Raw genomic sequence first — 18,781 nt, 5'->3', positions numbered from 1 at the left:
CATAAATTTGAATATTTTTAGAGGAGAGAAAATATGAGAAAATTGATATACTTTATTACACCATTTATAATAGGCGTAGTATTTTTATTTGGGTTAGACAAATTTCTTGATTCTAAAACTGATGAACTTTTGAGGGAGAAAAATCTACTTCCAATTATGGATGATACTTTAAGTGATATAAAGGATAAAGGTGTTACAGCAAATAATCATTTTTTGAGAGAAAAAGATATTATGATTTTGGGGTCATCAGAACTTAGTAATTCAACAAAACAACATCCAAAGTACTATTTTAATACAGATAGGAGCAAAAACAAAGTATTTGCAATTGGTAGAGCTTATACTCAGACATTACAAGATGCTGCAGTGTTAGGAAGTATGAATCCTAATATTGATAATAAGAAGGTTGTCTTGTTAATTTCTATGCAATGGTTTATGGAAAAAGATGGAGTCACAAGTCACCATTACCAGTCTAGGTTTTCACCAATACAATTTTATCGTTTTTTAGATAATCCAAAGATATCTAAACAAAATAAGATTGAATATATAAAAAAATCAAGTAAGCTTTTATGGGGTAGTGACGAATATAAGGCAGAAGCATTGTATGCCAAGCTATATGAACCTAAGACAGTGTATGAGAAAGCTGAGAAGGTGTTATTAGAGCCTTATTTTCAAGGGAGAAAATACTGTATAGAGCTTAAAGAAAAAGGGATACTTTATAAGAAATTAATTAGGCTAGATAAACACAAAAAAGAAGGAAGAAAAAAACCTATAAATTGGTCACATGAGAAAAAGAAAGCTATTGCAGATGCTAAGAAGAGAGTAGGTAACAATCCTCTAAACATTGACAAGTATTATTACAATGAGCATTTTAAAGATGGTCTAGAGCAATATAGAGGAAGAGATAAGGGTATAGACTTAGTAACATCTAAGGAATTTGAAAGTTATAAGCTTTTATTAAATGTATGCAAGGACTTAGATATTAAACCAGTTGTTGTACTAATTCCAAGTATGGGCAAATTCTATGATTTAACTGGTATCTCTGAGAAAGAAAGAAATCAGTTTTATGATAAGGCACAGAATATAGCAGAAAGTAAAGGCTTTGAAGTTATGAATCTTAAAGATAAAGGTAAAGAGAAATATTATTTAAGAGATGTAATGCATCTTGGAACGAAAGGATGGGTAGATGTCTGTGAGAGATTATTTAAAATATTTAAAGAGCAATAAAGAATTAGTAACTAGTATTTGTTTAACTATGATTATAATATTGGCAATAGGTGTTTTAACATTTACACCATTTAAAGAGTTGCCATTTATTTATAATGGATTTTAAAGGAGAATTTTTATATGAAAATTATTGAAGGAATAAAAAAATATTCAAATACAAATAGAATAGCATTGACATGTAATGGAGATAAACTTTCTTATAAAGATTTAAATGAGTATTCAGATGCTATATCAGTTTTTCTAAAAAATGTATACAAAGAAGAAGATACTCCTATAGTAATCTATGGTAATAAAGAAAATATGATAATGGCATGTATGATAGGAGCTTTAAAATCAGGTAGAGCATATGTTCCTCTTGATATTAGTTTTCCACTAGATAGAGTTTTTGAAGTTACTAAGGAAGTAAAGCCAAAAGTATTATTTAACTTTAGTGATGAAAAAGACTTTGGAGATATCAATGTAATTGATAAGAATAAATTAAATGATATAATAAGTGAGTATAAAGGAAAGTCATTACATAAAGAAAACTGGGTAAAAGGTGACGAGAATGCATATATACTATTTACATCAGGTAGTACTGGAAAGCCAAAAGGGGTTCAAATAAGTTCAAATAACTTAGATAGTTTTGTAGATTGGATAAGTCCTTATTTAAATATAGATGGAAGTGAAAAAGTAATAATGAATCAAGCAGCATATTCTTTTGACCTTTCAGTGACAACAATATATCCTGGTCTTGTTCATGGAGCTACATTATTTTCAATATCAAAAGATGTACTAGCAGATTATAAAGAGCTATTCAAACAATTTGGCGAATCTAATATTGCAGTATGGGTATCAACACCTTCTTTTGCAGGTGTATGTGTAACAGAAAAAGAGTTTAATAGTAAGATGCTTCCTAAACTTGAATCCATGATATTTATAGGAGAAGCACTTTCAAAAAATCTTACTAAAGAACTTATGAGTAGATTTCCAAATGCAAGAGTTATCAATGGATATGGACCAACTGAAGCTACTGTTGGCGTAAGTGTAAATGATATGACTCAAGAAGCTATAGATGATGAAAAGAGCCTTCCAGTTGGATATCCTATGCAAAATTGTAAAATAAAAATACTTGATGAAAATGGAAATGAACTGAAAGAAAACGAAAAAGGTGAGATTATAATAGTTGGACCATCAGTTTCAAAAGGTTACTTTAATAATAAAGAGAAGACTGAAGAAGTATTTTTCTATGATGAAATAGATAGTGTAAAGTGGCGAGCTTATAAAACTGGTGATATGGGATATCTCTTAGATGGAAATATATACTATTGTGGAAGAAAAGATTTTCAAATTAAGTTAAATGGATTTAGGATTGAAATAGAAGATATAGAAAATAATTTGAGAAAAGTTCATAATGTAAAAAACGCAGTAGTTTTACCAATATATAAGGATGAAAAAATTGCTTATTTAAAAGGTATTGTTGAGTTAAATGAGAAGAATGATTTAGGTAATATCAAAAATGGGATGATGATAAAAAAGGAACTAGGAAAGTATATACCTTCGTATATGATTCCAAGAAATATTGCAATAATTTCTGAGTTTCCAACAAATATCAATGGTAAAATAGACAGAAAGAAACTTATGGAGGAAATTTAATGATTTTTTCACAGTATGGAGATTATTTTTATCTTTACATATTATTATTAACATCAATACCAGCAGTGATTTTAGGTTTAATGGGTAAAAATATAAAGTATTATGGTATGTTGGCAAGTTTATTTATGATATTTTTGATTGTAGGAATAGATGTTCAGTTTAAATACTTGTTGATATTTATCATTTTAGAAGTAATAATAGTCAAAGGATACGAATATGTAAGAAGAAAAACTAAAAACAAATATATATATTGGGGATTTTTGTCTGCATCAATGCTTCCGATAATAATTAATAAAATATCTCCAGTTACATCTTTTGGATTGATTGGATTTATTGGAATATCATACTTAAATTTCAGGGCTATACAAATGGTTATTGAAATTTATGATGGTGCTATAAAAGAAGTTAAGATTTCAGATATGCTTTATTTTATGTTGTTTTTTCCAACACTGAGTTCTGGTCCTATTGACAGGTCAAGACGATTTGAACAGGATTTAGAGAAGAAAATATCTAGAAAAGAGTATCTAGAAGAATACTTATTGCCTGGAATAAAAAACATTGTTATGGGAGTAGGTTATAAGTTTGTTATAGCATTTTTGATAAATACATATTGGGTGTCAATAATACCTAAAGATATGAGGTTTATAAACATTTTAAGTTATATGTATGCATATAGTTTATACCTGTTCTTTGATTTTGCAGGATACAGTTTATTTGCTATAGGTACAGGATATATATTTGGAATAAAAGTACCTATAAACTTTGATAAACCATTTATAAGTAAGGATATGAAAGAGTTTTGGACAAGATGGCATATAAGTCTTTCAAGATGGTTTGGAGATTATATTTTTTCAAGATTTGTTATGTCTTCAATGAGAAAGAAAAGATTTAAGAAAAGAACTACTGCTGCTCATGTAGCTCAGATGATAACAATGATAACAATGGGATTTTGGCATGGACTAACTTGGTTTTACATTGCTTATGGTGTGTATCAAGGCTTAGCACTTGTCTTAACTGATATATATCAGAGAAAATCTAAATTTTATAAGAAACATAAAAAAGAAAAATGGTTTGAGAGAGTTCAAATTTTCATTACATTCCATATTGTATGTTTTGGATTATTGATATTCTCAGGATATTTAGCTTAATTTTAAGGAGGCAAATTTATGCAGGAAACAGTTATAGAAATATTTGAAGATGTATTAGGAACTGATGAGATAAGAGATGATTTAGACCTTAACTTATTTGAAACAGAGCTTTTAGACTCATTAGCTATAATTGAAGTTTTACTTGAGATTGAAAATAGACTTGGAATAGAACTTCAACCAACTGATTTAGAAAGAAAAGACATGTCTACTGTAAATAATTTAGTAAAATTCTTAGAAACAAGAAAATAAATTAATAACTAAACGTTTAATTATTAATTTACATAATAAAAGATTATAAAGTCCATCTAATATTGATATTTGATGGATTTTTTTATTGTAAAGATATATAACTTAGTTGTATAAATAATAAAATAGTGAAAAGTTTAAGGTATGAATGAAAGATTGCATGCTATATAAATTAATAGTAATATCTATTGTAAGATATACTATATTAAATTGAGTGAAATATCTTTTGTCATATATTAGAATTACTTTATGAGCTTAGATGTTAATTATAATCTTATAAAAGTAGAATACATATTTAGGAGGAGAACTTAATGTCTTTAAATTCAATAGATAGAAAAAAAGAAATATTAGAACTGTTAGATGCAAAAGGAAAGGTGAATACTAAAGAATTAGTAAAAAAACTAGAAGTATCATCGGAAACAATAAGAAGGTATTTGGAAGAATTAGAAAGTGAAAATAAGTTAAAAAAGGTTTATGGTGGTGCTGTAAAAATAAATTATGGAGTAATTGAGCCAGAACATATAAAAAGAAATAGCACTAATTTAGAAAAGAAACAAAGTATTGCTAAGTATGCAGCTAAATTTGTGAATGATAATGAATCAATTGTAATAGATGAAGGGACTACTAATTTACAAATTGTGGATTACATAGTTTCTATAAAAAATCTAAAGGTCATCACCAGTTCTTATCCTGTGCTATCAAAATTGATTTCATATGAAAATCAAGGAGTATTTGATGGAGAAGTTATATTCATTGGTGGTAAAGTAAATTTAAAACATCAAAGAACAGCATGTCAAATGTCAATAGATGCTATGAAAAACTTATATGCAGATAAAGCATTTATATCTAGTGAAGGTATAATTGACAGCTTTGGAATTAGTAGCATAGACCAAAGTAAAGCTTTATTGTCAAAAGAGTATATAAGAAATTCAAAGGAAAGTTTTGTATTATGTGATAGTTCTAAGATAGGAATTGTAAGTATGTACAAGATAGCTGATTTGAATGAATTAGATTTTGTTATTTGTGATGCAGAACCTCCAAATGAATGGAGAGATAAATTAAATGAATCAAATATAACATGGATAGAAGCAAAATAGAAATGATAAATTTATAAAATTTAACCAATTCATAGATTTAACCTAGAAAGAAGATTACAAATTTTAATTTTTTGTATAGAGTTTTAATGTGATTTTTATATTGAAAACTAAAAACAAGTAAAAACAACTAAAAACATAAATTTAATATACATTTAACCTAAATATGATGTATAATTAACATGAAAAAGTTATACTTTAAAAGTAAAAACAATTAAAAACACAAAAATTCTAAATGAGAATCTATGGAGGTTATAAATATGAAAAAGTTATATGGAGAAAAAATAAAGGCAGTAGTATTTGACTGGGCTGGAACAACAGTAGATTATGGATGTTTTGCACCTCTTAATGTATTTATAGAGATATTTAAAAGAAGAGGTATAGATGTAACAATGGAAGAAGCAAGAAAACCTATGGGAAAATTAAAAATAGATCATATAAGAGAAATGTGCGAAATGGATAGAATAAAAAGTATTTGGGCAGAGAATTTTGGAGGATTTCCAACAGAGGAAGATGTAAACAAACTTTATGCTGAATTTGAACCTATGTTATTTGAAACTCTAGAAGAGTATACAACTCCAATTCCTCATGTTGTTGAAACTATTGAGAGATTAAGACAAAATGGATTAAAAATAGGTTCTACAACAGGTTATACAAGAGAAATGATGAATATAGTTGAACCAAATGCAGCTAAAAAGGGATATTCACCAGATTTTCTTGTAACTCCATCAGAAGTATCTCAAGGAAGACCATATCCTTGGATGTGTTATAAAAACGCTGAAGCTTTGGGAGTATCTCCAATGAGTGCTATGGTAAAAGTTGGAGATACATTAAGTGATGTAAAAGAAGGTGTAAATGCTGGAATGTGGAGTGTTGCTGTAATAAAAGGTTCAAGTGAATTAGGACTTACACAAGCAGAAGTAGAAAATATGGATAAAGAAGAATTAAAAGTTAAGATGGAAGCAGTTTCAAAGAAATTTAAAGAAGCAGGAGCACATTTTGTTATAGAAACTATGGCTGAATTAGAAGATGTTTTAGTAAAAATAGAAAATGAAACAATTAAGTCAGATTTTGTACCAGAAAATGATTACATATTACTTACACCAGGACCATTATCTACTACTAAATCAGTAAGAGCATCTATGTTAAAAGATTGGTGTACATGGGATGTTGAATATAATGATTTGGTACAAGATGTTAGAAGAAGACTAGTATCTTTAGCTACAAAAAATACAGAAAAATACACAAGTGTATTAATGCAAGGTAGTGGTACTTTCTCAGTGGAAGCTACAATAGGAAGCACTATCCCAAAGAATGGTAAACTTCTTGTAATTGCAAATGGAGCATATGGGAAGAGAATGAAGGACATATGCAGTTATTTAAATATAGAATATGTTGACTGTACATTTAGTGATGTAGAAGCAGTTGACTTAAACAGAGTGGAAAATTTATTGAAAGAAAATAAAGATATTACACATATATCAATGGTTCATTGTGAAACTACTACAGGTAGATTAAATCCTATACAAGATATAGGTAAGATTGCAAAAAAATATAATAAAGTTTATATAGTTGATGCAATGAGTAGTTTTGGTGGAATTAAAATTGATGTTGAAGACTTTAATATAGATTTTTTAGTGAGTAGCTCTAATAAATGTATACAAGGAGTACCAGGATTTGGTTTTATAATAGCTAACAGAGAAGAGTTAGCTAAATGCAAAGGAATTGCTAAATCTTTATCTCTTGATGTATACGCTCAATGGGAAACTATGGAGAATAATAATGGTAAATGGAGATTTACTTCTCCTACACATGTTGTAAGAGCTTTTTATCAAGCATTACTAGAGCTAGAGGAAGAAGGTTCTGTTGAAAAAAGATATGCTAGATATAAAGAAAATCAATTTACAATATCTTCGAGATTAAAATCTCTAGGGTTTGATACATTGGTGAATGATGATGCTCAATCACCTGTAATAACAACTTTCCTATATCCTAAGAATGCAAAATTTGAATTTATGGAATTCTACACTTATCTAAAAGAAAATGGATTTGTTATTTATCCAGGTAAATTGACTGATGTAGATACATTCAGAATAGGAAGTATAGGAGAAGTTTATCCAAAAGATATGGATAGATTAGCTGAGGTAATCGAGAAATTTATCAACATGTAGATTATAGAAGTTCATTGATAGGTTATAAAGTTTAGAGACAAGTATATGTAAATAGTTAAATAATAGAGTAGTATTTTATTTGAATTGGAAATCTAAGAAAGATTCATAGTTCATATAAAATATTTCCTCTATTATTTTTTTGTCTATCTTTAAAGGAGCATTGTTTTATTCATCGAGATTATTATACTTGACAACGTAACAATGTTTTGTTATATTATATTCAAGAACAAAATAAGTTATTGAAAGGAAATCATTATGGATGGAGAATTACGTTCGCTAAATTTTAATGGAATGGGAAAATGTAAAGGTGGAATTTTTGATGAAGTTAATATAGCAGGTACAGGAAAAATAGATGGAAATATAAAATGTAATAAATTTGATTCTTCAGGTTCAGCAAAAGTGATTGGAACAACAGAATGTAATGAGTTTTTTACAGCAGGATTGAGTAAAATTGAAGGAAATATATTTGCATCACAAGTGACAATATTTGGACTTCTTAAGTGTACTGGAGACATAAATTCAAGTAAAGTTAAATCTGGAGGAATTATCAATGTTGGAGGAAACTTAAAGTCAGATATTATTAGCGGAGAAGGATGTCTAAAAATCAATAAGAGCATAGAATGCGAAAGTGTTGACTTAAGTGGAATTTTGGATTGTAATGGATTTTTAAATTGTGAAGAACTTAAGATAAGTTTGCATGGAACTTCTAATCTAAACGAAGTTGGTGCATGTAGTGTAAATATAAAAAAGGGACATGGCGATTATTGTAAAAGCTTTTATAGAGCCGAAAAAAAGAGTGGAGATTTTGAAAAGGCATCTTCTAATCTTAGAAATCTAGGTCTACTGTCAGTTAAAAAATATACAGAAAGTAGATTATTAGCAAATGTTATAGAAGCAGATGAAATCAGTTTAGAAAATAGTGAAGTTAAAATTGTAAGAGGTAAAAATATTAACATAGGCAAAGGTTGTTATATAGAGAGTTTGGAGTACAGTGAAAACATAGATATTGATGAAAGTTCAATAGTTGTTGAAATAAAGAATGTAAATGGAAAAGTAAGTCTAAATAATGAAAAAGTAAATCTAAATAAAGATAAGTAATATTTAGGCTTAAAATAAAATTTAAAATGAGGTAATGATATGGAAAATGGAACTATAAAAATACTTGGAGAAGGATTTATCAATAGTGGAGAATATGAAAGTATAAAAATTATGGGAAGTGCTAGGTCAAAAGGAAATGTAAAATGTAATGAAGTAAATGTATTTGGAAATGTAAAGTTTGATGGAGATATTAGTATAAAAAACTTTGTAGTAAATGGAAAAGCTACTATAAAAGGGAGTCTTAAAGCTGAACGTGTAAGGGTTAATGGGCAACTTAGTATAGATGGAGATGCAGAAATCGATGACTTGATTATAACTGCTCAACAGAAAATTAATGGAAATTTAAAGTGTAATAATGTTACAGTAAAAGGTCAATTAATTGTAAGTGAAAGTATTTATGCACAGGATATAAAAGTTTATGGTGAAATGAGAAATAAAGAAAATATAGAATGTGAAGATATAAAGGTTCATGGAGCAATAAAATGTGATGGTCTTTTAAATGGAGAAAACATATATATCTATTCAGGAGGAGGTTCTTATTGTAAGGAGATAGGAGCAACTAATATAGAAATAGGTAGAAGTAAAGATATTTTTACATTTGGGATTAAATTTATTAACATTTTTTCAGGCAAATTTAAATGCAATTTGATAGAGGGAGATTCTATTGAATTAGAAGATGTTTCAATAAAGGATATACGAGGAAAAAGCATATCCCTAGTAAGCAATTGTGATGTTGAAAATATTGAATACAGTGACAAGTTGTTAGTTTCAGATAATTCGAGTGTAAAAAACAGTACAAAGGTGGGCTAGAAAAATTATGGAAGAATTGATATCTAAGAAAGATTTATTAAGCAAAACTAATATATCTTATGGGCAGCTATATAGATGGAAAAGAAAAAATATAATACCAGAAGAATGGTTTATAAAAAAATCAGCTTTTACAGGTCAAGAGACGTTTTTTCCAAGAGATAAAATACTAGAAAGAATAGAGTTAATACTATCTATGAAAGAAGATACATCTCTTGATGATATTGCAAACATGTTTACAAAAAAAGATACCAATAAAGAGTTTGACATTGACTTTATTTTAGAGAAGGAAGCTATATGTAATTACACAAAAGAAATATTTCAAAATTTATATAAAAAAGAACAGAGTATAGGCAAAAAGGAATTGCTTATATTGAGTATAATAGAGAAATTTTTAGTTAAATCCACAATAACATTTGAAGAATTAAAATTAATAGTAAATATAATAGAAGAAAATTTTAAATCAATATACAATGAAAATGGAAGAATTTATTTGTTTAGGAAGTTTGGTGTTCCATTTGTAATAGGATGCTTGGATTATAAACAAGTAAAATTTGAAAAGGATGTAGTTAAAATTGTTGAAATTGACTTAATGAAAGAAATAAATGATATAAGTATTAAGTTATCATAGTAAGTTGTTGTAGATTACTTATTATGTAGGAGAAGAGTTAGGATTTAAGTATGTGGAAAACGCACACTAATGCAAAAGTGTGCGTTTTTATTTTTCTATAAATTTTCTTAAATACTACATTTTTTTGAGAGTTTAAATATCCTATTGACTATAGTCCTAATTAGTACTATACTAAAATAGTACTGATTAGTACTTTTATATTGGGAGGGATATTATGGAAATTCGTGAACAAATTAAACTTGTAAATGCTGTTTTAAGTGGAACTTTAGATTTATACAGGGTATGGGCTAAAAAGCATGATTTAAATTATAATGCATTAGTTATCTTATATACTTTAGATGAGTATAAGGTATGTACGCAAAAGCAAATTTGTGAGTGGTGGGCTTTACCTAAACAGACGGTACATGGGATTTTGATGGAGTTTGAAAAGAAGGGATATATTACTATTTCGTCTAATTCTGAAAATAAAAGAGAGCGTCTGGTTTCTTTTACAAAGAGTGGAAAACAATTTACTGATTCAATATTAGAACCACTTCATAGCATGGAAGAAAAGGCTATTGAAAAATTAGGAGATGAAAAATGGAATCAACTTATTGCTTGTAATACTGCATACTATGAATTGTTAAAGGAGGAAATTAAAAATGGATAATGTATTAGCTAAAAAATTTACATTTACTTCTTTACTATCTTTTGCAATTCCTAATGTTATTATGATGATTAGTTTATCTATGTACATTATTGTTGATGGTATGTTTATTTCTCGTTTGCTTGGTACAATAGCATTATCATCTACGAATATGGTATATCCAGCTATCAGTTTTGAAATGGCTGTAGCAATCATGGTTGCAACGGGTGGAAGTGCTATAGTTGCTAGAAAGATGGGGGAAGGAAAACAAGAGGAAGCAAGAAAAAATTTGAGTTTCTTAATCATTGTAGAAATATTGATTGGTATTTTTATTGCTATTATTGGAAACTTGTTTATTGATGAAATTATTTTGTTTTTAGGTGCAAGTTCAATACAAGCTCCTTTGTGTATTACTTATGCTAAAATACTTTTTAGCTTTGCACCTGCATTTTTTCTTCAAACAGCATTTCAGACTTTTCTGGTTACTTCTGGTAAACCAACACTTGGTCTGATTGTTACGTTGTTAGCCGGAGTTGTGAATATTGTGCTGGATTATATCTTTATGGTTCCATTGAATATGGGTATTGCTGGTGCAGCGATTGCAACTGGATTAGGTTATTGTATTCCTGCAATTGTAGGTTTAGCCTATTTCTTTTTTGCAAGAAATAATCCTCTGCACTTTGTGAAACCAGAACTAAATTGGAATGTGCTTTTTCGTTCTTGTACAAATGGGTCATCGGAAATGGTAACAAACTTAGCAAATGCTGTAACAACATTTATGTTTAACTATACTTTTTTACAATATTATGGTGAAAATGGTGTTGCTTCTATAACAATTATCCTGTATTTCCAATACATCTTTACAGCTATTTATTTTGGCTATTCCAATGGAATAGCTCCAATTATCAGTTTTAAATATGGACATGGCGATAAAAAGCAACTACAAGATATATTTAAGAACAGTATATTATTTTTGATTATTAGTTCAATAGTATCGAATATTTTAATTCATTTGACTATAACAAAGTCATTGACTATTTTTACTTCAATTAACAGTGATGTTTACAATATTACACTTTATGGTTTTTCCTTCTATTCTCTAGCTTTTGTGATTATGGGATTTGGTATTTTTTCTTCTGCAATGTTTACAGCATTTTCTGATGGGAAAACATCAGCTATTATATCCTTTTCTAGAACGTTTATTTTTATTTTAGGTGCTATTCTTATTCTTCCAAATATATTTGGAGAAATAGGGGTTTGGATAGCTGTCCCTGTTGCAGAATTTTTAGGGTTATTTATTTCTCTTTTATTTTTGATTAGAAAAAAACATTATGGCTATTGTAAATAAAACCTTAATTAAGGTCAATCCTATTACTCATACTACAACAGATAAGAATGTAAAAAGCAAGTTGTGAAATAAGATAGAAGTATACCCCAACAATACGAAATATATTGTTACAATATGTGGTGTAGGATATAAATTCAATGACAAATTGAAACAACAAAAGGAGAAGTGCCATTTTTAATAATTGCACTTCTCTTTATTTTTATTGTATAAAAGTTTTTGATAAATATTAAATAAGTGGTAAAATTAGTTCTCAAGTTTTTTTATACTTTTAGAATACTGTATTTAATGGATAATATCATTTTTATAATATAATTTCATATTAGAATAATCTAATATTTATAAAACTAGATAGTATCAATATAATAAATTGCTTAAATACAGTAGATTATTTTTACTTATTCAAATAATGAATTTTTAAAGTCCAAGAAATATCCTTGTGGATGAAGACAAACAGGGCAAGCTTTTGGAGCTTCTTTACCAATATGAATATGTCCACAGTTTGTACATATCCATTGGATATCTTCATTTCTTCTAAATAAAGTACCTTCTTCTAAATCAGTAGCATATCTACCAAATCTATCACCATGAACTTTTTCTATTTCAGCTATATTTTCAAATAATTTAGCTATAGCTTCAAAACCTTCTTCACGTGCTGTTTTTCCAAAGTTTTTATATACATCATCCCACTCTTGAAGCTCATTATGTTGTGCAGCTTTAAGATGTTGAGCTGTTTTATCATATAAATCTACAGGATATGCTCCTGATATACTTATATTTTCTCCAGCAAATTCTTTTAATTTAGTAAAAAATTGTTTTGCATGTGACTTTTCTTGGTCAGCAGTATAATTAAATAAAGATTCTATTATATATAATCCTTCTTTTTTTGCCACAGATGCAGAAATATTATATCTATTTCTAGCCTGGCTTTCACCTGCAAAAGCTCTCAATAAATTTTCTTTAGTTTTACTGTCTTTTAAATTCATATTATACCTCTCTATTAACAATAAATTTTTACAATATTTGATTCTTTTTATTTATTATTCCAAAACTAGATATAATTATGCTCAATTTAGTCAGCATTTTTGAAATTATTATTGATTTTTTTTAAAATTCTAAGAAATTCTTGCTTTTCCTTTTCTGTGATATTACAGTAGGCTGTTTCTTTAACTTGTGATGAAATACTATTGAATGTATCCTCTATTAACATTGCTTTCTTTGTAAGTTTTATATATGTAATACGTTTGTCATTGTCACTCTTTTGTCTTTCTATATATCCTAGACTTATAAGTTTATTAACTAATACTGTAACAGTAGATTTGTCTTTTCCTATTTTAGTTGCAATTTCTTTCATTGTAAGTATTCCATTATTTTCATAAAGTGCAGTGAGTATATTTCCATGTGTAGGCAACAATTCATTTAAACCGTTTTTATTGAGTTTATTTTCAATGAATTTAAGCATATTAGCTTTTGTCTTACTTATAAAATGTATGATATATTTATCTTCCATAAATTAATCTCCAATCTTTAAATTATTTGAGGTACTTTGAAATAAAAAGTAGTTTGACATAAAACTATTTTTCAACTATAATTAGTTTAACATAAAACTAAATGTATTGGGAGGAAATTTATGAGTAAAAATTTTAAATCACTATATATTACAGAAGAAGAGGGACGTTTTAAGAGAAATATAATCGAAAGAGATATAGATGAACTACCAGAAGGAGATGTTCTGATAAAAGTAAAATATTCTTCACTAAATTATAAGGATGCACTTTCAGCAAATGGAAATAAGGGTGTAACTAGAAAATATCCTCATACTCCAGGAATAGATGCATCTGGTGTAGTAGAATTTAGTAGTTGTGATGATTTTAAAGTTGGAGATGAAGTTTTGGTAACAGGTTATGATTTAGGAATGAACACCTCTGGAGGATTTTCAGAATATATAAGAGTTCCTTCTAATTGGGTTGTCAAACTTCCAACTAATCTTTCTCTAAAAGAAGCAATGGATTATGGTACAGCAGGATTTACAGCAGCTTTATCTGTATATAAATTTGTAAATACTGTAGACAAAGATATGGGAGATGTACTAGTTACTGGTGGTACTGGAGGAGTTGCTGTGATTGCAACTAAAATATTAGTTAAATTGGGATATTCAGTTGCAGTTTCAACAGGAAAATTGGAAGAACAAAAAGACACATTATTAAAACTAGGTGTTAAAGATGTTATACATAGATCAGAAGTAGATGATAATTCAGGGAGACCTCTACTTAGACCAAGATGGGCTGGAGTAATAGATACAGTAGGAGGAAATACTTTATCAACAGCAATAAAGACAACTAATTATTGTGGAGCAGTTACAACATGTGGTAATGCAGGTGGAATTGATTTTACAAGTTCAGTATATCCATTTATATTAAAAGGTGTTACTTTATATGGTATAGATTCTGTAGATTGTCCAATGAATTTGAGATTAAAAATATGGGACTTATTGTCAAATGAATGGAAGCTAGAAGATTTAGATGACATGGTAACTGTAGTATCATTAAATGAATTGAGTAAAAGCATAGATTCAATAATAGAAGGAAAGCATGTAGGAAGAACAGTAGTTGATTTAGGATTGTAGTGAAGGTTAGGTTTATAGTTAAGTTAACTGATTCTGAATATATAATTGGTTCTTAATATATAGTTAAGTAAGTTTTAATGTAAAACTATAACGTCAAATCATAAAATAAAAAATGAGATACCTTAAAATTATTTTATTTAAGAGTATCTCATTTTGATTTTTATGTAAAAAGTTTATGTAAAGATTTTGGATAAAAAGACTATTCGTGAACAATTAATTCAAATACATCAGGTCTTGAATAGTGACCCTCTGAATCAAAATCTAGTCTACTAAGAACTATTTGTTCTAAATCTAAATCAGCTATTAATATTTCTTCTTTATTGAAAATAGGGCCTGCTACATATTTTCCAAAAGGGTCAACTATGCAACTTCCACCTGGACACATAATCTCTGGTTCTGCATCAAGTTCTTTATAATAGTTAAGGTCAGTTGGGTACATATTTTTTTCAACATATTGATTGCATCCAATAACAAAGCATCTTCCTTCTAAAGCGATATGCTTCATAGTTGATTGCCACTCTTCTCTTGAATCAGCAGTAGGGGCTATATAAAGTTTTACACCTTTAGCATAAAGAGCTGTTCTAGCTAGTGGCATGTAGTTTTCCCAGCAAATTAATGAACCCATTTTCCCATATGGAGTATCAACAACTGTAAGAGTACTTCCATCACCTTCACCCCAAATGCATCTTTCTGTTCCTGTAGGTTTAAGTTTTCTATGTTTACCAATAAGTTTACCTTCTGGTGAGAAAAATAAGTTTGTACAATAAAGAGTGCAATTTATATCGTTTCCATCTCTTTCTGTTATTCCCATTGATAGATATACTCCTGCTTCTTGGGCTGCTTTTCCTAATAAATCTGTTGTAGCACTAGGTACTGGTACAGAATTATCATAGTATCTTTTCCAATCTTCTCTACCTTTCATTGTTCTACTTCCAACAACAAATCCAAATGAAAGTCCTCTTGGATATGCAGGTATAAATGCTTCTGGGAAAACTACTATATTTGCCCCTTTTCTACCAGCTTCTTTAATTAATTCTAATGCTTTTTCAACAGTTTTATCTAAGTCCATTATAATTGGTGATGCCTGAACAACAGCAATTCTTACATTTTTATTTTCTTTGTTCATAAAAACCTCCTAAAAAATATTTGAATTTGTTGATTTGAACAGATTACATCAGGTTTTATTTGAGAAAAAAGTATCTTATCTTGTAAATAATGATGTAACTGTATATTTAAAATGATACATCATGATTTAGCAAATTACAATTATACAAAAAAATAATTCATGTTAAGTACTTTTTTTATTAACATATAATATTAATTTTTCACATCAATATTATGACTATTAAATTATAATATTTATAATGAATAGTATTTATTTCTTGGCGAACAATAATTAAAAATGAGATTTTCATATATTAATATTAGTTAATATTAAAAAAAATAAGCTTAATGAAATACGAATAATTAATTATAAAATACTAAAATAAATTTATCAAAATAGACAATTTAAGGAGAACTTTATGAAAGAAAAAATTTATTATAATGGAAATATCCTTACAATGGAAGATTCAATATGTGGAGATGCTATTCTTATAAAAGATAAAATAATAAAAAAAATAGGAACAAAAGAAGAAATTCTAGCTTTAAAAAATAATGAAACAGAAGTCATAGATTTGCAGGGTAAAACATTGATGCCTTCCTTTATAGATTCACACAGTCATTTGACAGCTTTTGCTACTACCCTAAGATTAGTTCCTTTAGAAGATGCAACTAGCTTTAAAGATATAGTAAAGAAAATACAAGATTTTAAAGATTCAAATGATATAAAAAAGGGTGAATGGATAATTGGTTTTTCGTATGATAACAATTTTTTAGAAGAAAATATTCATCCAGATAAAGATTTATTAGATAGTGCATCTTTAGAAAATCCAATACTAATTTCACATGCTTCTGGTCACATGGGAGTTGCAAATACTTTAGGATTAAAAAAATTAGGTGTTACTCATGAAACACAAGACCCAGAAGGAGGGCATATAGGCAGAGTCAAAGGGAGTAAAGAGCCAAATGGATACTTGGAGGAAAATGCCTTTTTTAAAGTATCATCTAAAATAAAACAACCATCATTAGATGAAGTTTGTAATCTAATTGAAAAAGTACAAGATATTTATTTAAGTTATGGTATTACGACAGCACAAGAGGGATTAATGGCAGATAATCAATTTAATCTCTTAAAACTAATGTCAAATCAAAATAGACTAAAAATAGATATTGTAGGATATGTAGATTTAAAAAATAGTAAATCTGTAAAAGATGATAATAAAAATTTTGTAAAGAAATATGTAAATAGATTTAAAATAGGAGGATATAAGATATTTTTAGATGGTTCTCCTCAAGGAAAGACAGCATGGTTAACGAAACCATATGAAAATTCAGAAGGTGGTTATCGTGGGTATTCTATATATAAAGATGAGGAAGTAGAGAAATTTATAAACATTTCAGTAGAAGAAAAAATGCAACTTTTAACTCATTGTAATGGGGATGCAGCGGCAGACCAGTTGATAAACTTATTTGAAAAAGTTATAACAGGAAAAAATATTAAAGATAATATGAGACCTGTGATGATACATGCTCAAACTGTAAGAGAAGAACAAATTGATGAAATGGAAAAAATAAACATGATACCCTCATACTTTGTAGCTCACACATACTATTGGGGAGATATTCATATTAAAAACCTTGGGGAAGATAGAGCATTTAAGATTAGTCCAATTAAAACAACTATAGAAAAAGGTTTAATTTATACTTTACATCAAGATACACCTGTAATAGCACCTAATATGCTTGAAACAATATGGTGTGCGGTTAATAGAATTACAAAAAAAGGAGTATTGATAGGTGAAAATGAAAAAATAAGCCCATTAGAAGCTTTAAAAGGTGTTACTATAAATTCAGCATATCAATATTTTGAAGAAGATAAAAAGGGTTCAATCAAAGAAGGTAAGCTAGCTAATTTAATAATACTAGATGAAAATCCACTTACTGTTGACTCTCTTAAAATAAAAGATATTAAAGTTTTACAAACAATAGTAGAAGGGGAAGTATTATATTCATTAAAATAGATATGAATTATATTCTTTTAAATATTATGTAAAAGTATTGTATAAAAAATATTATGTAAAAATAAAATCTAATAAAATAGGTAGAGTTAAATAATATTATATGTGACTGAAGGGCTAGCTTATTAGGTCTAAAGGTTCATTGCCATAATTTTATTAATTCTGCCTTGAAAATTTGTGTTTTTAGGACACAACTATGTAGATTACCTTACTTTCAACTTCACTTGGATTTCCCCATTTATGTCTCATACCAAAAGGTATTTTTACACTATCACCTTCATTTAATTCAAATATATCATCTTCCAAACTAAGTTCAACACTTCCTTTAAGTATATAAGCAACTTCGTCTCCAGCATGCCCATTTTTTTCTTTACAGTAAGACTTAGGAGACAAATTCATAATAGCAAATTCGAATTTATTAAATGGATTATTGGATAACATTTCATATAAAATATTTTCTGATTCTGGAAAAATTACTATTTTTCTAAGATTGTTTCTTACAATTAATTCTGAATCATCAATAGAAGGAACGAAAAAAGTAATTAATGGTACATTTAAAGCATTTGAAATTGATTTTAAAAAATTTATGGATGGATTTACGCTTCCTTTTTCTATTTGACTAATTAAAGAAGGTGTAACTTTAATTAATTTAGATAAATCTTTTATACTAATGTTCTGTTTTTTTCTACATAAAGTCAATTTTTTACCTATACTTGAATTACTCATTAAAATCCTCCTATTCTAACATCTGACAAAGAATATATAAAGAATTATATCATAAGGTAAAAAAATTTATATGAAAATTGATAATTATATAAGATTGATAAAAAAAAAGTCAAAATAGATAATTGATTGCTAAAATTAGCATAATTATAATGAAAGTAAAAGTAAGATTAATGATGAAAAATTAAATTATATTAATTTAATTAAATATAATTTGACAATGTGTAAAAAAGTGAGTAAAATATAACTAAATAAAAATAATAGGTTCGGATAAGACAGAAAAAGATTT

Annotated in this window: 18 protein-coding genes; 14 read left to right on the top strand and 4 right to left on the bottom strand. The window is 27.8% G+C overall.

Features of this window, described 5'->3' with window-relative positions; translation table 11 throughout:
- Positions 1-33: 33 nt before the first annotated feature.
- The 12 genes from dltD to IC214_RS04345 all read left to right on the top strand — a co-directional run bounded on the left by dltD (position 34) and on the right by IC214_RS04345 (position 12,027).
- Positions 34-1,224 carry a D-alanyl-lipoteichoic acid biosynthesis protein DltD gene (dltD, locus tag IC214_RS04400; RefSeq protein ID WP_227866290.1) on the top strand — a complete coding sequence of 397 codons (1,191 nt, stop codon included), beginning with the start codon at positions 34-36 and terminating at the stop codon, positions 1,222-1,224.
- The gene (locus IC214_RS04395) at positions 1,190-1,330 is read left to right on the top strand and encodes a hypothetical protein (protein WP_227434522.1); all 141 of its coding nucleotides are present in this window, start codon (positions 1,190-1,192) and stop codon (positions 1,328-1,330) included. Before dltD ends, IC214_RS04395 begins: the two co-directional genes overlap by 35 nt.
- 14 nt (positions 1,331-1,344) lie before the next feature.
- On the top strand, positions 1,345-2,859 hold the full coding sequence (locus tag IC214_RS04390) for a D-alanine--poly(phosphoribitol) ligase (protein WP_227866289.1): 1,515 nt from the start codon (positions 1,345-1,347) through the stop codon (positions 2,857-2,859).
- The gene (gene dltB / locus IC214_RS04385) at positions 2,859-4,007 is read left to right on the top strand and encodes a D-alanyl-lipoteichoic acid biosynthesis protein DltB (RefSeq protein ID WP_227434366.1); all 1,149 of its coding nucleotides are present in this window, start codon (positions 2,859-2,861) and stop codon (positions 4,005-4,007) included. The genes IC214_RS04390 and dltB overlap by 1 nt, the downstream gene beginning before the upstream one ends.
- A gap of 18 nt (positions 4,008-4,025) precedes the next feature.
- Entirely contained in the window at positions 4,026-4,256 is a 231-nt protein-coding gene (gene dltC / locus IC214_RS04380) for a D-alanine--poly(phosphoribitol) ligase subunit DltC (RefSeq protein WP_227434367.1), read from the top strand.
- 308 nt (positions 4,257-4,564) lie between these two features.
- Positions 4,565-5,350 (top strand): DeoR/GlpR family DNA-binding transcription regulator, encoded by a 786-nt coding sequence (locus IC214_RS04375; protein ID WP_227866288.1) that lies wholly within the window; start codon positions 4,565-4,567, stop codon positions 5,348-5,350.
- Positions 5,351-5,607: 257 nt separating this feature from the next.
- Positions 5,608-7,518, top strand: a complete 1,911-nt coding sequence (gene phnW, locus IC214_RS21065; RefSeq protein ID WP_227866287.1) for a 2-aminoethylphosphonate--pyruvate transaminase — start codon at positions 5,608-5,610, stop codon at positions 7,516-7,518.
- A gap of 255 nt (positions 7,519-7,773) precedes the next feature.
- Entirely contained in the window at positions 7,774-8,616 is an 843-nt protein-coding gene (locus tag IC214_RS04365) for a hypothetical protein (protein ID WP_227434370.1), read from the top strand.
- A 39-nt stretch (positions 8,617-8,655) separates the two neighbouring features.
- Positions 8,656-9,426 carry a polymer-forming cytoskeletal protein gene (locus IC214_RS04360; protein WP_227830871.1) on the top strand — a complete coding sequence of 257 codons (771 nt, stop codon included), beginning with the start codon at positions 8,656-8,658 and terminating at the stop codon, positions 9,424-9,426.
- Positions 9,427-9,433: 7 nt separating this feature from the next.
- The gene (locus tag IC214_RS04355; RefSeq protein ID WP_227434372.1) at positions 9,434-10,054 is read left to right on the top strand and encodes a YhbD family protein; all 621 of its coding nucleotides are present in this window, start codon (positions 9,434-9,436) and stop codon (positions 10,052-10,054) included.
- A 214-nt stretch (positions 10,055-10,268) separates the two neighbouring features.
- A complete protein-coding gene (locus tag IC214_RS04350; protein ID WP_227434373.1) occupies positions 10,269-10,703 on the top strand; it encodes a MarR family winged helix-turn-helix transcriptional regulator in 435 nt (144 codons plus the stop codon).
- Complete coding sequence (locus IC214_RS04345) at positions 10,696-12,027, top strand: MATE family efflux transporter (RefSeq protein WP_227434374.1); 1,332 nt, start codon at positions 10,696-10,698, stop codon at positions 12,025-12,027. Before IC214_RS04350 ends, IC214_RS04345 begins: the two co-directional genes overlap by 8 nt.
- A 395-nt stretch (positions 12,028-12,422) precedes the next feature.
- On the opposite strand, the gene rbr is transcribed toward IC214_RS04345, so the two are convergent.
- Together rbr and IC214_RS04335 are read right to left on the bottom strand one after the other, a co-directional pair.
- Entirely contained in the window at positions 12,423-13,010 is a 588-nt protein-coding gene (rbr, locus tag IC214_RS04340) for a rubrerythrin (RefSeq protein WP_227434375.1), read from the bottom strand.
- Positions 13,011-13,096: 86 nt separating this feature from the next.
- Positions 13,097-13,534, bottom strand: a complete 438-nt coding sequence (locus IC214_RS04335) for a MarR family winged helix-turn-helix transcriptional regulator (RefSeq protein ID WP_227434376.1) — start codon at positions 13,532-13,534, stop codon at positions 13,097-13,099.
- 120 nt (positions 13,535-13,654) lie between these two features.
- Here IC214_RS04335 and IC214_RS04330 point away from each other — a divergent pair, with 120 nt between their 5' ends.
- Positions 13,655-14,650 carry a YhdH/YhfP family quinone oxidoreductase gene (locus tag IC214_RS04330; protein ID WP_227482070.1) on the top strand — a complete coding sequence of 332 codons (996 nt, stop codon included), beginning with the start codon at positions 13,655-13,657 and terminating at the stop codon, positions 14,648-14,650.
- A gap of 199 nt (positions 14,651-14,849) precedes the next feature.
- On the opposite strand, the gene IC214_RS04325 is transcribed toward IC214_RS04330, so the two are convergent.
- On the bottom strand, positions 14,850-15,776 hold the full coding sequence (locus tag IC214_RS04325; protein WP_227482071.1) for a carbon-nitrogen hydrolase family protein: 927 nt from the start codon (positions 15,774-15,776) through the stop codon (positions 14,850-14,852).
- Between the two features lie 397 nt (positions 15,777-16,173).
- Between IC214_RS04325 and IC214_RS04320 the strand changes: the two genes are divergently transcribed.
- Positions 16,174-17,772 (top strand): amidohydrolase, encoded by a 1,599-nt coding sequence (locus IC214_RS04320; RefSeq protein ID WP_227866286.1) that lies wholly within the window; start codon positions 16,174-16,176, stop codon positions 17,770-17,772.
- A gap of 180 nt (positions 17,773-17,952) precedes the next feature.
- Here the strand turns inward: IC214_RS04320 and IC214_RS04315 are convergent, their stop codons facing one another.
- Complete coding sequence (locus tag IC214_RS04315) at positions 17,953-18,495, bottom strand: helix-turn-helix domain-containing protein (protein ID WP_227434380.1); 543 nt, start codon at positions 18,493-18,495, stop codon at positions 17,953-17,955.
- Positions 18,496-18,781: the final 286 nt, after the last annotated feature.

Origin of the sequence: Clostridioides sp. ES-S-0190-01 (assembly GCF_020658275.1) — a bacterium.
Classification (GTDB): Bacteria; Bacillota; Clostridia; order Peptostreptococcales; family Peptostreptococcaceae; genus Clostridioides.
This window is presented reverse-complemented; position numbering and strand designations above follow the sequence as displayed.

Coding starts and splice junctions, on each gene's coding strand:
- IC214_RS04345 (WP_227434374.1), top strand. CDS start 10,696: ATGGATAATGTATTAGCTAAAAAATTTACATTTACTTCTTTACTATCT.
- IC214_RS04390 (WP_227866289.1), top strand. CDS start 1,345: ATGAAAATTATTGAAGGAATAAAAAAATATTCAAATACAAATAGAATA.
- dltD (WP_227866290.1), top strand. CDS start 34: ATGAGAAAATTGATATACTTTATTACACCATTTATAATAGGCGTAGTA.
- rbr (WP_227434375.1), bottom strand. CDS start 13,010: ATGAATTTAAAAGACAGTAAAACTAAAGAAAATTTATTGAGAGCTTTT.
- IC214_RS04315 (WP_227434380.1), bottom strand. CDS start 18,495: ATGAGTAATTCAAGTATAGGTAAAAAATTGACTTTATGTAGAAAAAAA.
- IC214_RS04335 (WP_227434376.1), bottom strand. CDS start 13,534: ATGGAAGATAAATATATCATACATTTTATAAGTAAGACAAAAGCTAAT.
- dltB (WP_227434366.1), top strand. CDS start 2,859: ATGATTTTTTCACAGTATGGAGATTATTTTTATCTTTACATATTATTA.
- IC214_RS04375 (WP_227866288.1), top strand. CDS start 4,565: ATGTCTTTAAATTCAATAGATAGAAAAAAAGAAATATTAGAACTGTTA.
- IC214_RS04320 (WP_227866286.1), top strand. CDS start 16,174: ATGAAAGAAAAAATTTATTATAATGGAAATATCCTTACAATGGAAGAT.
- phnW (WP_227866287.1), top strand. CDS start 5,608: ATGAAAAAGTTATATGGAGAAAAAATAAAGGCAGTAGTATTTGACTGG.
- IC214_RS04325 (WP_227482071.1), bottom strand. CDS start 15,776: ATGAACAAAGAAAATAAAAATGTAAGAATTGCTGTTGTTCAGGCATCA.
- IC214_RS04355 (WP_227434372.1), top strand. CDS start 9,434: ATGGAAGAATTGATATCTAAGAAAGATTTATTAAGCAAAACTAATATA.
- dltC (WP_227434367.1), top strand. CDS start 4,026: ATGCAGGAAACAGTTATAGAAATATTTGAAGATGTATTAGGAACTGAT.
- IC214_RS04360 (WP_227830871.1), top strand. CDS start 8,656: ATGGAAAATGGAACTATAAAAATACTTGGAGAAGGATTTATCAATAGT.
- IC214_RS04365 (WP_227434370.1), top strand. CDS start 7,774: ATGGATGGAGAATTACGTTCGCTAAATTTTAATGGAATGGGAAAATGT.
- IC214_RS04350 (WP_227434373.1), top strand. CDS start 10,269: ATGGAAATTCGTGAACAAATTAAACTTGTAAATGCTGTTTTAAGTGGA.
- IC214_RS04330 (WP_227482070.1), top strand. CDS start 13,655: ATGAGTAAAAATTTTAAATCACTATATATTACAGAAGAAGAGGGACGT.